The following is a 14,868-nucleotide window of genomic DNA, read 5'->3' as shown; positions in this document are numbered from 1 at the left end:
CTATGGAATCCAATATTAGTGAAGGTCAGATTAAAGGTCAGATTAATATATCGAATATAACAAAAATAAATGGAGGCTCTACCTATGACACAAAATACAACTGAAACCCTAACAAGTACAAGATTATCTACAAATGAAGCTGAACTAACACAAGCACTTTACAATTCATGGAAATCTCAAAACCCACTGAATGAAGATGACTGGTCAAATTACGCAACAAATGATGAGACAGCGTATCGAGTTCAAGATGAATTAACCAGATTGAAGAATGAACCAGTGGGAGGCTATAAAGTGTCTCTTACCAGTAAACAGACTCAAGATATGTTTGATTCAGATGAACCGCTATATGGAGCTCAACTAAAAAGTCACTTTCTACATGCACCAACATCAGTAAAACTAGATGACTTGATGGAACCACTAGTAGAAGTGGAACTTTGTTTCCGAGCCAAGGAAGATCTAAGTACAGATGACACGCTAGAAGATCTGTTGAACAAGACAGCAGTTGCACCAGCACTTGAGGTTCCTGATTCTAGATTTAGCGATTGGTTCCCTAGTTTATCAAAGTATATGGTTATGGCAGATGCCGCAGTTGGTGGTTTGGTAGTATACGGGGATGAATTTGATACTAAGCTGTTCAAGACAGTTGATGCATTGGAAAATGTTAACTGTACCTTGCTTCATAATGGGGAAGAATTGAAATCAGGTAAGTCAACAGAAGTATTGGGGAATCCACTCAAGTCACTCAAGTGGTTGGTGGATAAATTGGCAACGCAAAATAAGACCTTAAAGAAGGATCAACAAGTATCATCAGGAACCTTTGTCTTACCACCATCACTTACAAAGGGTGATTGGCAAGCAAGATTTGATAACGGTTTGGGTAACGTTGATCTGGAAGTTAAATAGATTTGATATCAAAAAAAGCCTTCAAATTATTTTGAAGACTTTTTTATTTTTCAATATTATTAACTACTATAATGCTCCCTTTATCATATCGATGTTTTGTATGTGAATATTCAAATATTCGCCCATCAGTCAAACTAACTGTTTGTGAAACCTGTAGTACTGGATCGTTATTCTTGCAATCTAGATATTTAATATCATCATCATTGGGCTTTTTAGCACTGATTTTTCTAGTTGAGCTACCAACTTTTAATCCTAAGTTGTTCTCAATGAAATTATAGATTGATCCTTTAGCTATTTGTTCTGTTAAATCAGTTATTACTGAAAGAGGCATTATGGATTGATCTAATTCATATGGTTCGTCATTCAAATTACGAAGTCTGAAAACGTCATATACCGGTGTAGTGTCGGATATATTGAGTCTTTCAGCTTCTTTTTTTTGTGGTAGTCGAATATCGAACCTTAAAACTTTTGTTGTTATGGTCCCTTTATCTCGAAATAATTGTGTGGTTCCTTCATATTGACTAGATAGAATATCCAATGTTGAAAGTGGATTAGGTGCGACAAAAGATCCACTCCCCTGTTTCCTTATAATTAAATTTTTATTTGATAATTCATCTAATGACTTTTGGATGGTTACTCTTGATGTTTGAAATTCCGTTGCTAAATCTTTTTGACTCGGGAGAATCTGATTTGGCTTATATTCGCCACTTTGAATTCTATCCTGAATGTTTTTAGCAATATCTTTATAGCGGCTAATGATCAGTCATCTCCTTTAATAGGTCAAGTTTATCATATAAAGAATTTGAATACATTACACATAATTTGAGTATTTTATTAATTATTTGACTTTACAAGTTAAATAATTGAGTTATCATGTATATGAAAGTGAACGGAGGATGTGGAATGAAAGACGAAAAATTTCTTTGGGGAAATTCAGTTTCAAGTATGCAGACTGAAGGAGCTTTTGATGAAGATGGTAAAGGCTTGTCCGTTTATGATATTAAAAAATCTACAGCTAATTCTAGTGATTGGAAAGTAGCAATAGATGAATATCATAAGTTCAATGAAGATTTTGATTTAATGAGTAATATTGGAATGAATTGTTATAGATTTCAGATTTCTTGGTCGAGAATTATTCCTGACGGGGATGGTGAAATTAATGAAGAAGGATTGGAATATTATGATCAATATATTGATGGATTATTAAAAAGAGGGATTGTTCCGGTAATTTGTCTTTATCATTTTGATATGCCACTTAAACTGGCTAATAAATATAATGGTTTTGCCAGTTCACATGTTACTGAAGCATTTGTTAGATTCTCTAAAATTGTAATTGATCATTTTTTCGACAAAGTAAAATATTGGTTAGTGTTTAATGAACAAAATTGCACAATGTTTGAAGAAGGTTTTGCAAATAGCGGTTATATAACAGGTGAAAGAACTATTGAGAATCAATATATTATTGCCACGAATAGCCTGATAGCCTATGCACAAGTCGCAGACTATATTCATAAATTTAAAGGATTACAAATTGGTGGAATGGTTGCATATCAAAAAATGTATCCAGCATCTGCTAAGCCCGAGGATGTAGCAGCAACCAGAAAAGCTGAAGAATTTATTAATAATGATTTTCTGAAGTTTTTCACCACAGGTAAAAGATCTTCAGAGGTCGTTTGTTATATGAATAACAATGGATTAGAAAAAATTGAGAGTACATTGGTTAATGCAATTGATAATCTTACAAACATAAAAAGTGATTTCTTAGCATTTAGTTATTATTACAGTTTGGTAATTGATTCTGAAAATATTCCTAAGGAAACTGCTCCTAATTACTTTATGAGTAAAGGAAAAGTTTCTAATGAATATCTAAAAACAAGTGAATATGGTTGGCAAATTGATCCGCTTGGTTTTAGAACAACAATTACTGAAATGTATAACCGCTATAATCTTCCGATTTTTCCGGTTGAAAATGGTATTGGAGCAAAAGAAAATTGGAATGGTAAAGATATTATTCAAGATGATTACAGAATTGAATATCATAAGGAACATATTCAAGCCATGGAAGATTCAATAAATATTGATGGAGCTAAGGTCATGGGATATTTGGGATGGGGATTGATAGATATTCCTAGTTCTACCGGTAATATGGAAAAACGCTATGGCCTTGTATATGTTAATCGTGGTAATCATGATTTACGAGATTTAAGAAGAGTTCCAAAAAAGAGTTATTACTGGTTCAAACATGTTATTCAAACTAATGGTAAGGAATTGGGTGATAAAGATGACTGAGCAGAGTAAGTTTGGGAAAAAATTTATAGATAAGTTTACAGAGATTTCAATTAAAATTGGTAATCAAATATATTTGAAATCATTAAGAGACGCGTTTGCTATGATAATGCCACTATTTATTTTGGCAGGTATTGGGGTTTTAATTAATAACGTTATTTTTACTTTATTTTTTAAAGGAGCTATATTAGTAAATTTTCAAACATTTGGTAATTATTTGGTTAACGGTACATTGAATATTGCAGGATTATTGATTGCACCGGTAGTAGGATATTGTTTATCACGAAATCGTAATTATTCTAATAAATTGGGTGCTGCCATTGTTTCATTGTCTGGATTGATAGTTATGATGCCGGCTGTATTGAGCGCAACATCAGTTGATCAGAAACATACCTTTAATATAACCGGGTATCTTTCATTCAATAATATCGGCGTTCAAGGGATGTTTGCCGGAATAATTATTGGGTTAGTTGCCACTGAAATGTTTATCAAATTATCCAATATTAAAAAATTTAAAATCAATTTAGGTGAGAATGTTCCTCCAGCTGTTGGGGATTCATTTTTAACACTTATTCCAACTGTATTAACATTGAGTATCTTAGCTATTATCGCAGCATTGTTAACAGTATTTGGACATACAGATATGATCAAATTAATCACGTCATTGATTCAGGAACCACTTCGTCAAGTGAATACTAGTTTGCCAGGGTTCTTATTGATTTACAGTATTGGTAATTTACTATTTGGGTTCGGTATTCATCAAGCAGTTATTAATGGTACTTTGCTAGATCCAGTTTTAATTATTAATACTAATAAAAATATGCAAGCTTTTGCTGCTGGTCACGATGTACCTTATATTATTACCAGTGTATTCAGAGATACTTTTGGAATGATGGGTGGAACGGGTAGCACCATATGTCTACTTATTGCAACACTACTATTTTCAAAAATGAAGTCTAGTCGTGAAGTTACAGGATTATCATTAGTGCCAGGACTATTCAATATTAACGAACCAGTCATTTATGGATATCCAATTGTTTTCAATTTACCATTACTAATTCCATTTGTATTAACACCTGTTTTTGCTTTGTTATTTGCATACTTCTGTACAGCTGTCGGATTTATGAATAGAACAGTAGTCATGGTTCCGTGGACCACACCTCCATTATTAAATGCCTTTTTAGCAACCGGAGGAGATTGGCGAGCAGTAGTTGTCCAAGGAATTTCAATAATATTTGGAATTTTGTTCTATATTCCATTTATGAAAATCAGTGAGACTGTCGCCATGCGTAGTGCTAATTTAGAAAAGTAGAAATGTAGAAAAAATCCAGCATCACGTATGCTGGATTTTTTGTGCCTATTTTATTATTTTACCCTAAAAAACATAACGATCGCATAAAGTCCAAATCCAATACAAGCAGACTTCAATAATTCCGAAATCCATAGTATTTTTGTACCGCTTAAATTCCCATTAGTGGACATTTGCCATTGGACAACGCCAAAAATCACTACTGAGAATATTAAAATCAGGATGAATCTGATTCGCTTCTTTAAGTAGTCCATAGATACTCACTTTCTTTTCTGGTTAGTAATACACTAACATAATATTGTATAATGTTACTAGTTGTAAATATGTGCGCTTGAGAGGTTTATTTGATGAAGATATTAGTAGTAGATGACGACAAAGAGATTGTTGAATTACTTAGTATTTACATAAAAAATGAGGGGTATGAGCCTATTTCTGCCAACTCCGGTCAAGAGGCACTTGATGCTTTGGCTAGACATAGTGATATTGCGTTGATGATACTTGATATTATGATGCCTGGAATTGACGGTATTGAGGTTGTCAAACGTGTACGTAAGACTTCACAGATTCCCATTATAATCGTATCCGCCAAAACAACTGATATGGATAAGATCCAAGGTCTTATTACCGGTGCGGATGATTATGTAACTAAGCCATTCAATCCATTGGAGATTATGGCTCGTATCCGTTCACTTCTTCGTCGAAGCGTACAACAAACATCAAAAAATGTCCCTGATAAATTAGAAGTAGGTCCAATTACTATCTATAAAGACTCGCATGAAGTTGTTACAAGTTCTGGTAATAAGGTACAATTAACAGCTCTAGAGTTTGGTGTTTTATATCTTCTAGCTAGCCATCCCAACCGTGTCTTTTCAGCTGATGAAATATTCGAACGTGTCTGGAAACAAGAGTCAGTTGTTTCCGCTAAGACAGTTATGGTACACGTTAGTCACCTACGAGATAAGCTTGAAGAGTCTACAGACGGTGAAAAAGTAATTGAGACCGTTTGGGGCGTCGGATACAAAGTGGAGGTTTGATGTTTGAATAAACGAATCAAACTGAATGTTAAAGAAAAAGGTGTCCTCCTGTTTGAAGGAATAGGCACCTTTCTTTTATTTCAGATAATAAATATAATTTTGATTGTTATATCTGACCTATTTTATAATAATGAGAATTTCAGTAATTTAAATCACATGTTTTCTCTCCTAAATGAAGATTTATCTAAATCAACATTTTGGGTGATTTGGTTCTTTTTTGGATTAGTTATCCTAATAGAACTAGTTATTTCCATTCATATGATGATAAAGTCTTATCGTCAATTTGAAGTATACAAGGTAGAAGCTGAATTGATTCAAATCGCTGCTGGAGATCTTAATCACAAGATCAATCTTAAGGTCAACAAGAGATTACAAAGTGTGGTCGATAGTGTCAATTTATTAGTTTCCAATACGAATAAACATATAGCTGAACAAAAGAAATCTGAGAAGAGTAAAGATGAATTGATTGCTAACGTCAGTCACGACCTTCGGACGCCATTAACATCAGTCATTGGATATCTAGGCTTGATCGAGAGTAACAATTATTCTGACCTGGATCAAATATTAAAATATGCCCATGTAGCGTATAAGAAATCTCTGGAAATGCAAAATTTGGTGAATTCTTTATTTGAATATGCCAATGTTGAACATGCCACTAGTACCTTGAATCTTACGCAGTTTGATATGGCGCAAATGCTTGACCAATTGTCGGCTGACTTTGAATTAGAGGCTAACAGGCGTGGTATGGAAATAATCGTTAATACTAAACCAAATAAGATCGAGATGTTAGGCGATACTGAAAAGCTCGGTCGAGTATTTAACAACTTGATAACTAATGCATTTAAATATGGTAAAGGTGCGACGCATTTGTGGTTAGAGGCGGAGAAGACCTCTAAGGAAGTTATTATCCAGATTGCTAATAACGGCCAGCCAATACCAAAGGATTCGTTGTCACACCTGTTTGACAGGTTCTATCGTGTAGAAGACTCTAGGTCAAAGGAAACTGGTGGAACAGGACTAGGCTTGGCCATTGCTAAGAGTATGGTTAAAGTGCATGGTGGTACAATAGCAGTTACATCAAATGAAGAACGAACAGCGTTTATTATTCATTTCCCAAATTCGGAGCCGAAAAAATAAAGTGTGTCGTTTTACTTCAGTTTTTAAGTGAGGAATCAAATGAAAAAAATTATACAAAAATTACTATTACTAGCATCAGTTATGATATTGATACCAGTTTTTCAACCACAAACTGTAGCAGCGGCAACAGAACCTGAACTAAATGCCAAGGCCGCAATGGCTTTTGATGAAAAAACTGGCCAAATTATGTATTCAAAGAATACTGATGAAAAAGTTGCCATCGGTTCCATAACTAAAATAATCACATTGTATCTAGTGACCAAAGCAATAGACTCTGGTGAGTTAAAAGAAACAGATATGTTAACTCCGACCAAAGAACAAGCGGATATGACTCAAGAAGCTGAGCTAACTAATGTAAGGCTTGATGCTGACAAGACTTATTCAGTCAAGAATCTCTACAGTGCAGCGTGGATAGTATCATCTAACTCGGCAGCTATGATGTTGGCCCAAAAAGTCTCTGGTAATCAGAAGTCATTTGTAAGATTAATGAGGAGAACTTTGAAGGACTGGGGAATCAATGATGCAAAAATCTACAATGTTTCAGGCTTGAACAATGATGATCTGTACAATGGGATGTATCTTGGCAATAAGGATAATGAGAACAAATTATCCGTCAATGACATAGCGATTATTGTTAAACATATTCTTGATGAATATCCTGAAGTTTTGAAAACTACATCTCAAGCAAAATTGGAATTTCCAGTTGATGGTGAAACCAAGACTTATAACTCGTTGAATCTTTTGTTGAAGGATCAACGTGACTACCAAGAAGGATATGAATTCGACGGTCTAAAAACAGGTACTACAAAAAAAGCCGGTGAGTCTTTTGTAGGTACTCTTCCAATGGATGGCACACGAGTTGTTACAATTGTTATGGATGTAACTGGGGATGAGTCGGATAATGATAAGAGGTTCCGGAGCACACAAAACTTGGCTCGTTATGTTAAAGAAAATTACACAAGAACTAAGATCATGACACCAGGGGATAAGGTCGATACCAAATACACACCACAAAAAGATGTTTATATGTGGTTACCAAGTGACTTTGATCTTGGAAGCTTGAAGTATGAGAAATCAAAGAATGATTTGGGATTCAAAACTACTTATAATGGTAAAACTGTTAAATTAAATGCAATAAATTCGCCGAATGGGTATATTCCATACACTAAAACGGAGAAAAAGATAAAAATCAAAAAAGTAGCTACCAAGACAACTAATTGGTGGGATAACGTAGTTCATTTCTTCACGAATCTATTCTAGGAGAGTAAAAAATGAGTTTAGAAATAAGTAAAGCTATTGATTTATTAAAAGAGCATGATTTGCTGGTATCTAGCAAAATACTAGATAAGGACCTTTTCGTTACCAATATTAGCTATAACTCAAGAGAAGATCAGAATAATGGGATATTCTTCTGTAAAGGTAATAATTTCAAGTCAGAATATCTAGAGCAGGCAATAGATGCCGGTGCAGCAATCTATGTGGCCGAAAAAGAGTTTGATTCTAATATCAGTAACATCATCGTAAGGGATGTTCAAAAGGCATTGTCACTATTGAGTGCAGCTTTTTATGGTAATCCAGAGCGCGAATTATTTATTATTGCCTTCACTGGTACGAAGGGAAAGACGACTACTTCATATTTTATCCATAATATTTTGGACAAGGTTTATCCAGGAAAAGTAGCATTATTTTCGACAGTCGACCGCATCACTGGACCAAAGCCTGAAGATAAGTTCAAATCAGACTTAACAACACCTGAATCTATGGAATTATTCCGCGATATGCGTCATGCGGTTGATTCTGGTATGACGAAGCTTGTTATGGAAGTATCATCTCAAGCTTACAAAAAGAATCGTGTTTATGGTTTGAAGTTTGATATTGGTGGATTTTTGAATATCACACCAGATCATATCGGTGAAAATGAACATCCGACTTATGCTGATTATTTGTACTGCAAAAAGCAATTGCTCATTAATTCCAAAGTCAATATTATCAATGCCCAAACAAATGACTTTGACACAGTTATTGATGCTGCCAGACAGACTAGTGATGACAAAGATATTTACTTATTTGGTCGTGACAGTAAGGATTCTGATATCAGCCTCTCTAGTAAGGAAGCTACATTGAGTGATAGCGTATTTGATATTTCATCAATAACTCAAAAAGGTAAGTCATTAGATGTTGATGGTGAATACAAACTAGGTGTTGTTGGAGACTTTAATGAAATGAACGCTACAGCTGCTATAATTGCTTCTAAGCTAGCTGGTGGAGATAATAAGGATATTGTTGAAGGATTGAGTACAGCACGTGTACCGGGTAGAATGGAGCATATCAATACAGTTAGCCATGGAACAATTTTCGTGGATTATGCTCATAATTATGCTAGTATGAAAGCTCTACTTGGATTCTTGAGAACTGAATATCCTAAGTCAAAGATCAAAGTTGTCGTGGGAAGTCCGGGTAATAAAGGAGTTTCTAGACGTGCTGGCTTTGCGAAAGTATTAACGGACTTAGCGGACAGTGCTATTTTGACTACTGATGATCCTGGATTTGAGGATCCAGCTGATATTTGTAAACAGATCGATGAAGGAATCGATCACTCTAAAGTAGAGGTCGAAACTATTATTGATCGACCCGCAGCAATCCGTAAAATGATTGAGACTAGTGGTGGGGATGACATCGTAGTCCTTGCTGCCAAGGGGGACGATCCTTATCAAAAGACAAATGGAGTTGATGTTCCATATCCGAGTGATCCAGTTGTCGCAAGGAAGATTTTAAAAGATATTGAGGGGTAATATTATGCAAAAATTCTTTACTGTTATTGGTGGTATGGGTTCACTTGCCACTGAGAGTTATATTCATTTAATTAATGAAAGAACGCAAACAAGTAAGGATCAAGATTACATGGACTATATTTTAGTCAATCATGCAACGGTTCCAGATAGGACGGCTCATATTATGGACCATAGTAAACCCAGCTTTTTACCTCCATTGTTAGAAGATATTAAGCAACAAAGTACGCTGAATCCAGCTTTTATGGTGATTATCTGTAATACAGCTCATTATTATTACAAAGAATTACAAGCAGCCACAGATATTCCGCTTATCCATATGCCTCATCTAGCTGTTACGACTATGAAAAAGAAATATCCTAATGCAAAAGTTGGACTGATTGCTACCAAGGGAACTTTGGCTGATCATATTTACGAAAAAGAAATAAAAGATGCCGGTCTTGAAATGACTATGGGTGACCAAGATATCAAAGATGAAGTTGAAAGTCTGATTTATGATGATATTAAAGTAAAAGGTAAGATGAATAAGGAGAAGTATTTCCATATTCTCAAACGGATGCATGATGAATTCAAGTGTGATGTGATCGTTTTGGGATGTACAGAATTATCCTTCGCTCAAGAGAAAGCACCGGATCATCCATATGCAGTAATCGATGCACAAAGCATTATTGCTGATAAGACGATCGAACTAGAGACAAAAATGCGCAAAAATGAAGAAATAAATTTTGATAAGATTTATTAATGTTTCGTATGTAACAATTGCATAAGTAATAAATCCCCATTTATAATAGAAAATAGAGCAGGGACAATTTGTTTGTCTGATTAAGGGAGGTACGATTATGTTCAAAAAAATCTCAATTGTGACCGTAGTTTTGGCGGGAGTTTTACTAACAGGATGCTCGCAACAAGCAACACAAACGACTGATTCTGGTACCAATACAGAAAAAACACAAAAGAGTACCAAGAGTGCTACACCAAAGAAATCAACTGAATCAACAACTAATAGTGATAGTAACAAAGCTACTAATAGTGACAGTAATAGCAATGATTCTGCTGATAATCAAAGTAACGATGCAACAACTACAAATAGTGATACAGATTCAAGCAAACAAGCAACAGCAACAACAAGTAATAATTCAGGTACAACAACTGATAACAATACAAATAGTCAACAAGCAACACAAACAACAGATTCAACAACAAATTTGACAACATCAGATCAAGCTGTTGAATATTTGGCTAATCAGTTGACTAATACTTATGACAAAGCAACAACTCAATACGTTGCTAATGGTAAGATCACATGGAATAATGTTGAGGGTTACCAAGTGAATATTTATTCCAAGAATTCAGATTCTCCAGTAGGAAGCTACCTTGTTCCAGCAAATGGTCAGTATTTCCAAATTTGGTAGAACTTGATTTGCTTGCCTTTGAAAGTAATATTAGATACTATTCTAGAGGTTGGGACTTAATCCCAAGCTCTATTTTTTTGATTTTGATTTGAAGAGGAATATATGCGAAAAAAACTAATTATAGTGGGAGTATTTGTTTTGATGTTGATCCTTGGCGGATGTGCTCAACAGAAGTCTTCTGGAAACATCATTACTACGACCGTTAATACATATAAGGAACCAGTTCAAAGTGTTGTTGGTAATAAATACAAAGTTGAATCAATTATAAAGTCAGTCAATGTTGATCCACACAGTTTCTCCCCATCGAGTAATAATGCTAAGCAAATTGCTGATTCGAAGTTAATAATCTCGAGTGGATTGGGATATGATGATTGGGTCAACAAAATAGTGACGGCTAATGATCAAGATAAGAACTTGATTGACTTCGCCTCAGATGTCCTTCACAAAAAAGATGGGGACAACGAGCATATTTGGTTTGGAGTTTCAAATGTGCAAAAGTTGAGCTACACCGTCTATGAACGAATGAGCAAAATCGATCCCAAATATAAGACATACTATAAAGATAATTATCATAAATATTATAAAAAATTAAATAAGTTGATAGTCCGTGAGAATAAATTAAAACAGAAGTTTAATGGAAAAAAAGCCTATGTAACTGAACCACTACCTTATTATTTGTTGAACGATCTAGGCGTGACGATAGATAATCCACATTTTGCTAAATCTATTGAAGACGACACGGATCCTTCTATTGAAGATGTTAAAAATATGGAAAATGGTCTGAGAAATCACAAAGTGGACTTTTTAGTTGTTAATAAACAAGTTACGAGTGGAATAATTACTAAGATGACTGGTTTGGCAAAGAAGTATAATGTACCAATAGTCTACTTTACTGAGACATTGCCAAGTAATCTGGGATATTATCAATGGATGAATGATAATCTCAATCAGCTGGAGAATATTTCTAAATAGAGCGTGATACAATAAATTTAGCTGTAAATGATAATTTTTACTATTTACAAATTAAGTTATTTTGTTTATTCTAGGTAATGTTGATTGATAAATAATTGGAATGAAAGGTCTGTGAAGGGATACTTGTGATTGAAGCAAAAAATCTAACTAAAAAATTTGGTAAACAATTAGTTTTCCAAAATGTTAATTTCAAGATTAATGACGGAGAATTCATCAGTTTGGTTGGTCCTAATGGATCTGGTAAAACTACATTAGTTAAGATCATTATGGGGATGGAAAAAAAGACTTCTGGCGAATTATTGATGGATAAGACACAGGTTGGTTATGTGCCACAATTTCGCAATATTGACATTGATTATCCACTAGATATCGAAAGTTTCGTGCGCTTAAATTTGAAATTCACTATGAACCCCAAGAAGCGTAGTGAAGATAATGAGAGAATCAAACAAATACTTGAGAAGACCAGATTGACCAAGTTACGGAAACGTCCGTTAGGCTTAGCATCTGGTGGTGAAAAGCAAAAGGCATATTTGGCTCAGGCTTTGTTGAATGATCCTAAAATCTTAATTTTGGATGAATCCACGGCAAGTCTAGATGTTGAAGTTAAGATGCAACTAATGGACTTAGTTCAAGAACTAAATGAAAAATTAAAATTAACTGTAATATTTATCACTCATGATTACGCTTTGACGAAGAAATATACTCATCGAGCACTTTTCTTTGAAAATAACACAATTAAGCCGATCAATGTCGATGAAATTTCAGAAGATATGTTTGAGTGAGGTTAGGATATGTTTGAATACGAGTTTATGAGAGAAGCTTTTATAGCAAGTACTTTCATCGCTATAACGGCTGGAATAGTTGGAGTATTTGTTGTTTCGCGTAATATGTCATTCTTATCACATACCTTGTCAGAGATTGGCTTCGCTGGAGCATCATTTGGTATTTTGGTGGGGATTTCACCACTAGCTGGTATGATCATATTTACTATGGTCAGTTCAGTAGCGGTTGGTTCTTTAAGCACGGAGTCGTCACGTCGTGAGGCTTCAATCAGTGCTATATCTTCATTGTTTATTGGTTTAGGGATTTTATTTTTATCACTATCATCTGAATCAAGCAGCTATGCGACAAACATTTTGTTCGGTAGCATAGTTGGTATCAGCGCTAAGGAAGTTAATCAATTGATGATTTTGGCATTATTTGTTATTTTTGTCTTCATTATCTTTTATAAGCCACTGGCCTTTGACTCATTTGATCACATAGGTGCTAGATCGGCTGGCTTGAGAACTAGATTATTGTCAATTGCATTCCTAGTAACACTAGCTTTGAGTGTTAGTATCGGTGCACAGATCGTAGGGTCATTATTGGTATTTATTTTGTTGACATTACCTGGTGCTACTGCCAAATATTTGGTACACTCAGTTCCTAAGTTAATTATGGTTTCAGTTGGTTTGTCGTTAGCTGGTGTCTGGTTAGGATTGTACTTGGCATTTGTCACGAATTGGCCAGTAACATTCTTTATCTCGGCCTTTGAAGTTATAGCGTACTTCTTTGGATTGATGTATAAAAACTGGAAATTAAGTCACTAGAATTGCGGGAGAACGGATCATTATGGATGTTAAAGAATTATGGAGTAAGTATAAAGATGCGATACCATATTTATTTTTTGGTGTTTTAACAACAGTTGTTAACTATGTTGGATTTTGGTTCTTCACATATATTGCTGAATGGAACTACCAATTAGCCAATGCTTTCGCATATTTATTATCAGTAGTGTTTGCATATGTGACCAACAAATTATGGGTATTTGATTCACATACCAATACTATGAAAGCATTTTTACTCGAGATGGGATCATTCTTCCTGTTTAGAGGAGGCTCATGGATAATCGATCAAGGTACCATGACGATTGGTGTTTCATTGATGCATATAAATGATATGATTGTAAAATTATTTGCGAATGTATTCGTTGTCGTTCTTAATTATGTGTTTAGTAAGTTTATTATATTTAAGAAAAAATAGAGCGCTACAAAACACGGGAATTTCCGAGCATTAACATAGAAATAGGTGCCATTCACGCCAGTGAATGACACCTATTTCTATATTAAGCGGAAGAAATTGTGTTTTGTAGCGCGTTTCCGAAGGAAACAACAAAGAAGAGGAAACAGTATTTTGTAACGAATTTTTGCAGGAAACAAAAAAGTGAAGAAAACCGTATTTTGTAGGAAAAGCTAGACGGGAGAAATTATAATTTGAAACGAAACGCGATAGGAAACAGCTAAGCAAGAAAATAATTTTTTAAATCACATTCCAAAAATATCATGACATAAAAACGAAATATACCAGTTGTCTATTAAATCCAGTACTCATTTTTTGATAAGTATATTAATATATTTAATACTTGTATAAACAAATTTATTCAAGTAGGTGAGTGCTATGAAGTGGATATTCGGCAAGAAACAATCGTATAGGTCGCTTGTACTTTGCATATTAATCTCATTTTTGGTGTTTGGATTATCATTATTTGCCAGTAATGATTGGAGAAACCTTTTTCCCTGTGTATTATTGGCAGTGATTACATTTATCGTTCTTGTAACGGTGATATATCCAATTTTTCTGCCGATGCATCTCAATTACGTAAAGATAGATTCCAGTGGAATTGAGTTTTATAAAGTTGAGAGCTGGTGGGATAAGATCAACTTGGTATTTAATCCTAATTTTGTCTTACCTATGAAAGTGACTTATCCGGAAATTAAAAAAGTCAGCGTTATAACGGATAAAAGAATTACAACACCACAGAAGTTAATTGATTCTCCGGCTGATATATCCGAAGTAGTAATGCCAAAATTACCTGATGGTATTGAAATAACTACAGTTAATCGTGAGAAAATAGTGGCTGAAACAAATTGGCCAAAAACTAGTGAGCGTTGTAAGTTGGATGACGCACTTGAGTTTGTTAGGAAGAATATATGAAAAAATAGGAGAAGTCTGCGAACACAGATTTCTCCTATTTTTTAGTATTTTTT

General features: G+C 34.5%; 16 protein-coding genes and 1 pseudogene. 14 read left to right on the top strand and 3 right to left on the bottom strand.

The features are described 5' to 3' along the window. The first annotated feature begins 84 nt into the window (after window positions 1–84). On the top strand, window positions 85–903 hold the full coding sequence (locus tag BTM29_RS02620; protein ID WP_076614022.1) for a 2-keto-4-pentenoate hydratase: 819 nt from the start codon (window positions 85–87) through the stop codon (window positions 901–903). Between the two features lie 43 nt (window positions 904–946). Here the strand turns inward: BTM29_RS02620 and BTM29_RS02615 are convergent, their stop codons facing one another. Both BTM29_RS02615 and BTM29_RS13035 read right to left on the bottom strand, forming a co-directional pair. Then, complete coding sequence (locus BTM29_RS02615; protein ID WP_225972222.1) at window positions 947–1,441, bottom strand: UTRA domain-containing protein; 495 nt, start codon at window positions 1,439–1,441, stop codon at window positions 947–949. Between the two features lie 33 nt (window positions 1,442–1,474). Further along, a pseudogene (locus BTM29_RS13035) lies at window positions 1,475–1,642 on the bottom strand (GntR family transcriptional regulator); the annotation flags it as partial. Between the two features lie 164 nt (window positions 1,643–1,806). Here BTM29_RS13035 and BTM29_RS02610 point away from each other — a divergent pair. Both BTM29_RS02610 and BTM29_RS02605 read left to right on the top strand, forming a co-directional pair. Next, entirely contained in the window at window positions 1,807–3,192 is a 1,386-nt protein-coding gene (locus BTM29_RS02610; RefSeq protein ID WP_076614020.1) for a glycoside hydrolase family 1 protein, read from the top strand. Next, window positions 3,185–4,501 (top strand): PTS sugar transporter subunit IIC, encoded by a 1,317-nt coding sequence (locus BTM29_RS02605; protein WP_076614019.1) that lies wholly within the window; start codon window positions 3,185–3,187, stop codon window positions 4,499–4,501. Before BTM29_RS02610 ends, BTM29_RS02605 begins: the two co-directional genes overlap by 8 nt. 53 nt (window positions 4,502–4,554) lie before the next feature. Here BTM29_RS02605 and BTM29_RS12850 read toward each other — a convergent pair whose 3' ends face one another. Next, window positions 4,555–4,752, bottom strand: coding sequence for a hypothetical protein (locus BTM29_RS12850; protein ID WP_125673058.1), 198 nt, complete (start codon window positions 4,750–4,752; stop codon window positions 4,555–4,557). A gap of 93 nt (window positions 4,753–4,845) precedes the next feature. Between BTM29_RS12850 and BTM29_RS02600 the strand changes: the two genes are divergently transcribed. From BTM29_RS02600 to BTM29_RS02550, 11 genes are all read left to right on the top strand, one after another. After that, window positions 4,846–5,532 carry a response regulator transcription factor gene (locus BTM29_RS02600; protein WP_076614018.1) on the top strand — a complete coding sequence of 229 codons (687 nt, stop codon included), beginning with the start codon at window positions 4,846–4,848 and terminating at the stop codon, window positions 5,530–5,532. Window positions 5,533–5,790: 258 nt separating this feature from the next. Beyond that, on the top strand, window positions 5,791–6,669 hold the full coding sequence (locus tag BTM29_RS02595; protein ID WP_225972221.1) for a sensor histidine kinase: 879 nt from the start codon (window positions 5,791–5,793) through the stop codon (window positions 6,667–6,669). 39 nt (window positions 6,670–6,708) lie between these two features. Then, the gene (locus BTM29_RS02590) at window positions 6,709–7,929 is read left to right on the top strand and encodes a D-alanyl-D-alanine carboxypeptidase family protein (RefSeq protein WP_076614016.1); all 1,221 of its coding nucleotides are present in this window, start codon (window positions 6,709–6,711) and stop codon (window positions 7,927–7,929) included. Window positions 7,930–7,940: 11 nt separating this feature from the next. After that, window positions 7,941–9,461 (top strand): UDP-N-acetylmuramoyl-L-alanyl-D-glutamate--2,6-diaminopimelate ligase, encoded by a 1,521-nt coding sequence (locus BTM29_RS02585; protein WP_076614015.1) that lies wholly within the window; start codon window positions 7,941–7,943, stop codon window positions 9,459–9,461. A 4-nt stretch (window positions 9,462–9,465) separates the two neighbouring features. Further along, window positions 9,466–10,200 (top strand): aspartate/glutamate racemase family protein, encoded by a 735-nt coding sequence (locus BTM29_RS02580; protein WP_076614014.1) that lies wholly within the window; start codon window positions 9,466–9,468, stop codon window positions 10,198–10,200. Window positions 10,201–10,297: 97 nt separating this feature from the next. Then, entirely contained in the window at window positions 10,298–10,870 is a 573-nt protein-coding gene (locus BTM29_RS02575; protein WP_076614013.1) for a hypothetical protein, read from the top strand. 102 nt (window positions 10,871–10,972) lie between these two features. Further along, window positions 10,973–11,842: a metal ABC transporter solute-binding protein, Zn/Mn family gene (locus tag BTM29_RS02570; protein WP_076614012.1), complete on the top strand. Its 870-nt coding sequence runs from the start codon at window positions 10,973–10,975 to the stop codon at window positions 11,840–11,842. 125 nt (window positions 11,843–11,967) lie between these two features. Then, window positions 11,968–12,624 (top strand): metal ABC transporter ATP-binding protein, encoded by a 657-nt coding sequence (locus BTM29_RS02565; protein WP_083685903.1) that lies wholly within the window; start codon window positions 11,968–11,970, stop codon window positions 12,622–12,624. A 9-nt stretch (window positions 12,625–12,633) separates the two neighbouring features. After that, window positions 12,634–13,431: a metal ABC transporter permease gene (locus tag BTM29_RS02560; protein ID WP_076614010.1), complete on the top strand. Its 798-nt coding sequence runs from the start codon at window positions 12,634–12,636 to the stop codon at window positions 13,429–13,431. Window positions 13,432–13,453: 22 nt separating this feature from the next. Further along, window positions 13,454–13,864, top strand: coding sequence for a GtrA family protein (locus tag BTM29_RS02555; protein ID WP_076614009.1), 411 nt, complete (start codon window positions 13,454–13,456; stop codon window positions 13,862–13,864). Window positions 13,865–14,278: 414 nt separating this feature from the next. After that, window positions 14,279–14,815 (top strand): hypothetical protein, encoded by a 537-nt coding sequence (locus tag BTM29_RS02550; protein ID WP_076614008.1) that lies wholly within the window; start codon window positions 14,279–14,281, stop codon window positions 14,813–14,815. Window positions 14,816–14,868: the final 53 nt, after the last annotated feature.

The sequence above is a fragment of the Companilactobacillus allii genome, assembly GCF_001971585.1.
GTDB lineage: Bacteria > Bacillota > Bacilli > Lactobacillales > Lactobacillaceae > Companilactobacillus > Companilactobacillus allii.
This window is presented reverse-complemented; position numbering and strand designations above follow the sequence as displayed.

Coding starts and splice junctions, on each gene's coding strand:
- BTM29_RS12850 (WP_125673058.1), bottom strand. CDS start 4,752: ATGGACTACTTAAAGAAGCGAATCAGATTCATCCTGATTTTAATATTC.
- BTM29_RS02610 (WP_076614020.1), top strand. CDS start 1,807: ATGAAAGACGAAAAATTTCTTTGGGGAAATTCAGTTTCAAGTATGCAG.
- BTM29_RS02620 (WP_076614022.1), top strand. CDS start 85: ATGACACAAAATACAACTGAAACCCTAACAAGTACAAGATTATCTACA.
- BTM29_RS02585 (WP_076614015.1), top strand. CDS start 7,941: ATGAGTTTAGAAATAAGTAAAGCTATTGATTTATTAAAAGAGCATGAT.
- BTM29_RS02600 (WP_076614018.1), top strand. CDS start 4,846: ATGAAGATATTAGTAGTAGATGACGACAAAGAGATTGTTGAATTACTT.
- BTM29_RS02560 (WP_076614010.1), top strand. CDS start 12,634: ATGTTTGAATACGAGTTTATGAGAGAAGCTTTTATAGCAAGTACTTTC.
- BTM29_RS02605 (WP_076614019.1), top strand. CDS start 3,185: ATGACTGAGCAGAGTAAGTTTGGGAAAAAATTTATAGATAAGTTTACA.
- BTM29_RS02595 (WP_225972221.1), top strand. CDS start 5,791: ATGATGATAAAGTCTTATCGTCAATTTGAAGTATACAAGGTAGAAGCT.
- BTM29_RS02550 (WP_076614008.1), top strand. CDS start 14,279: ATGAAGTGGATATTCGGCAAGAAACAATCGTATAGGTCGCTTGTACTT.
- BTM29_RS02580 (WP_076614014.1), top strand. CDS start 9,466: ATGCAAAAATTCTTTACTGTTATTGGTGGTATGGGTTCACTTGCCACT.
- BTM29_RS02555 (WP_076614009.1), top strand. CDS start 13,454: ATGGATGTTAAAGAATTATGGAGTAAGTATAAAGATGCGATACCATAT.
- BTM29_RS02590 (WP_076614016.1), top strand. CDS start 6,709: ATGAAAAAAATTATACAAAAATTACTATTACTAGCATCAGTTATGATA.
- BTM29_RS02570 (WP_076614012.1), top strand. CDS start 10,973: ATGCGAAAAAAACTAATTATAGTGGGAGTATTTGTTTTGATGTTGATC.
- BTM29_RS02575 (WP_076614013.1), top strand. CDS start 10,298: ATGTTCAAAAAAATCTCAATTGTGACCGTAGTTTTGGCGGGAGTTTTA.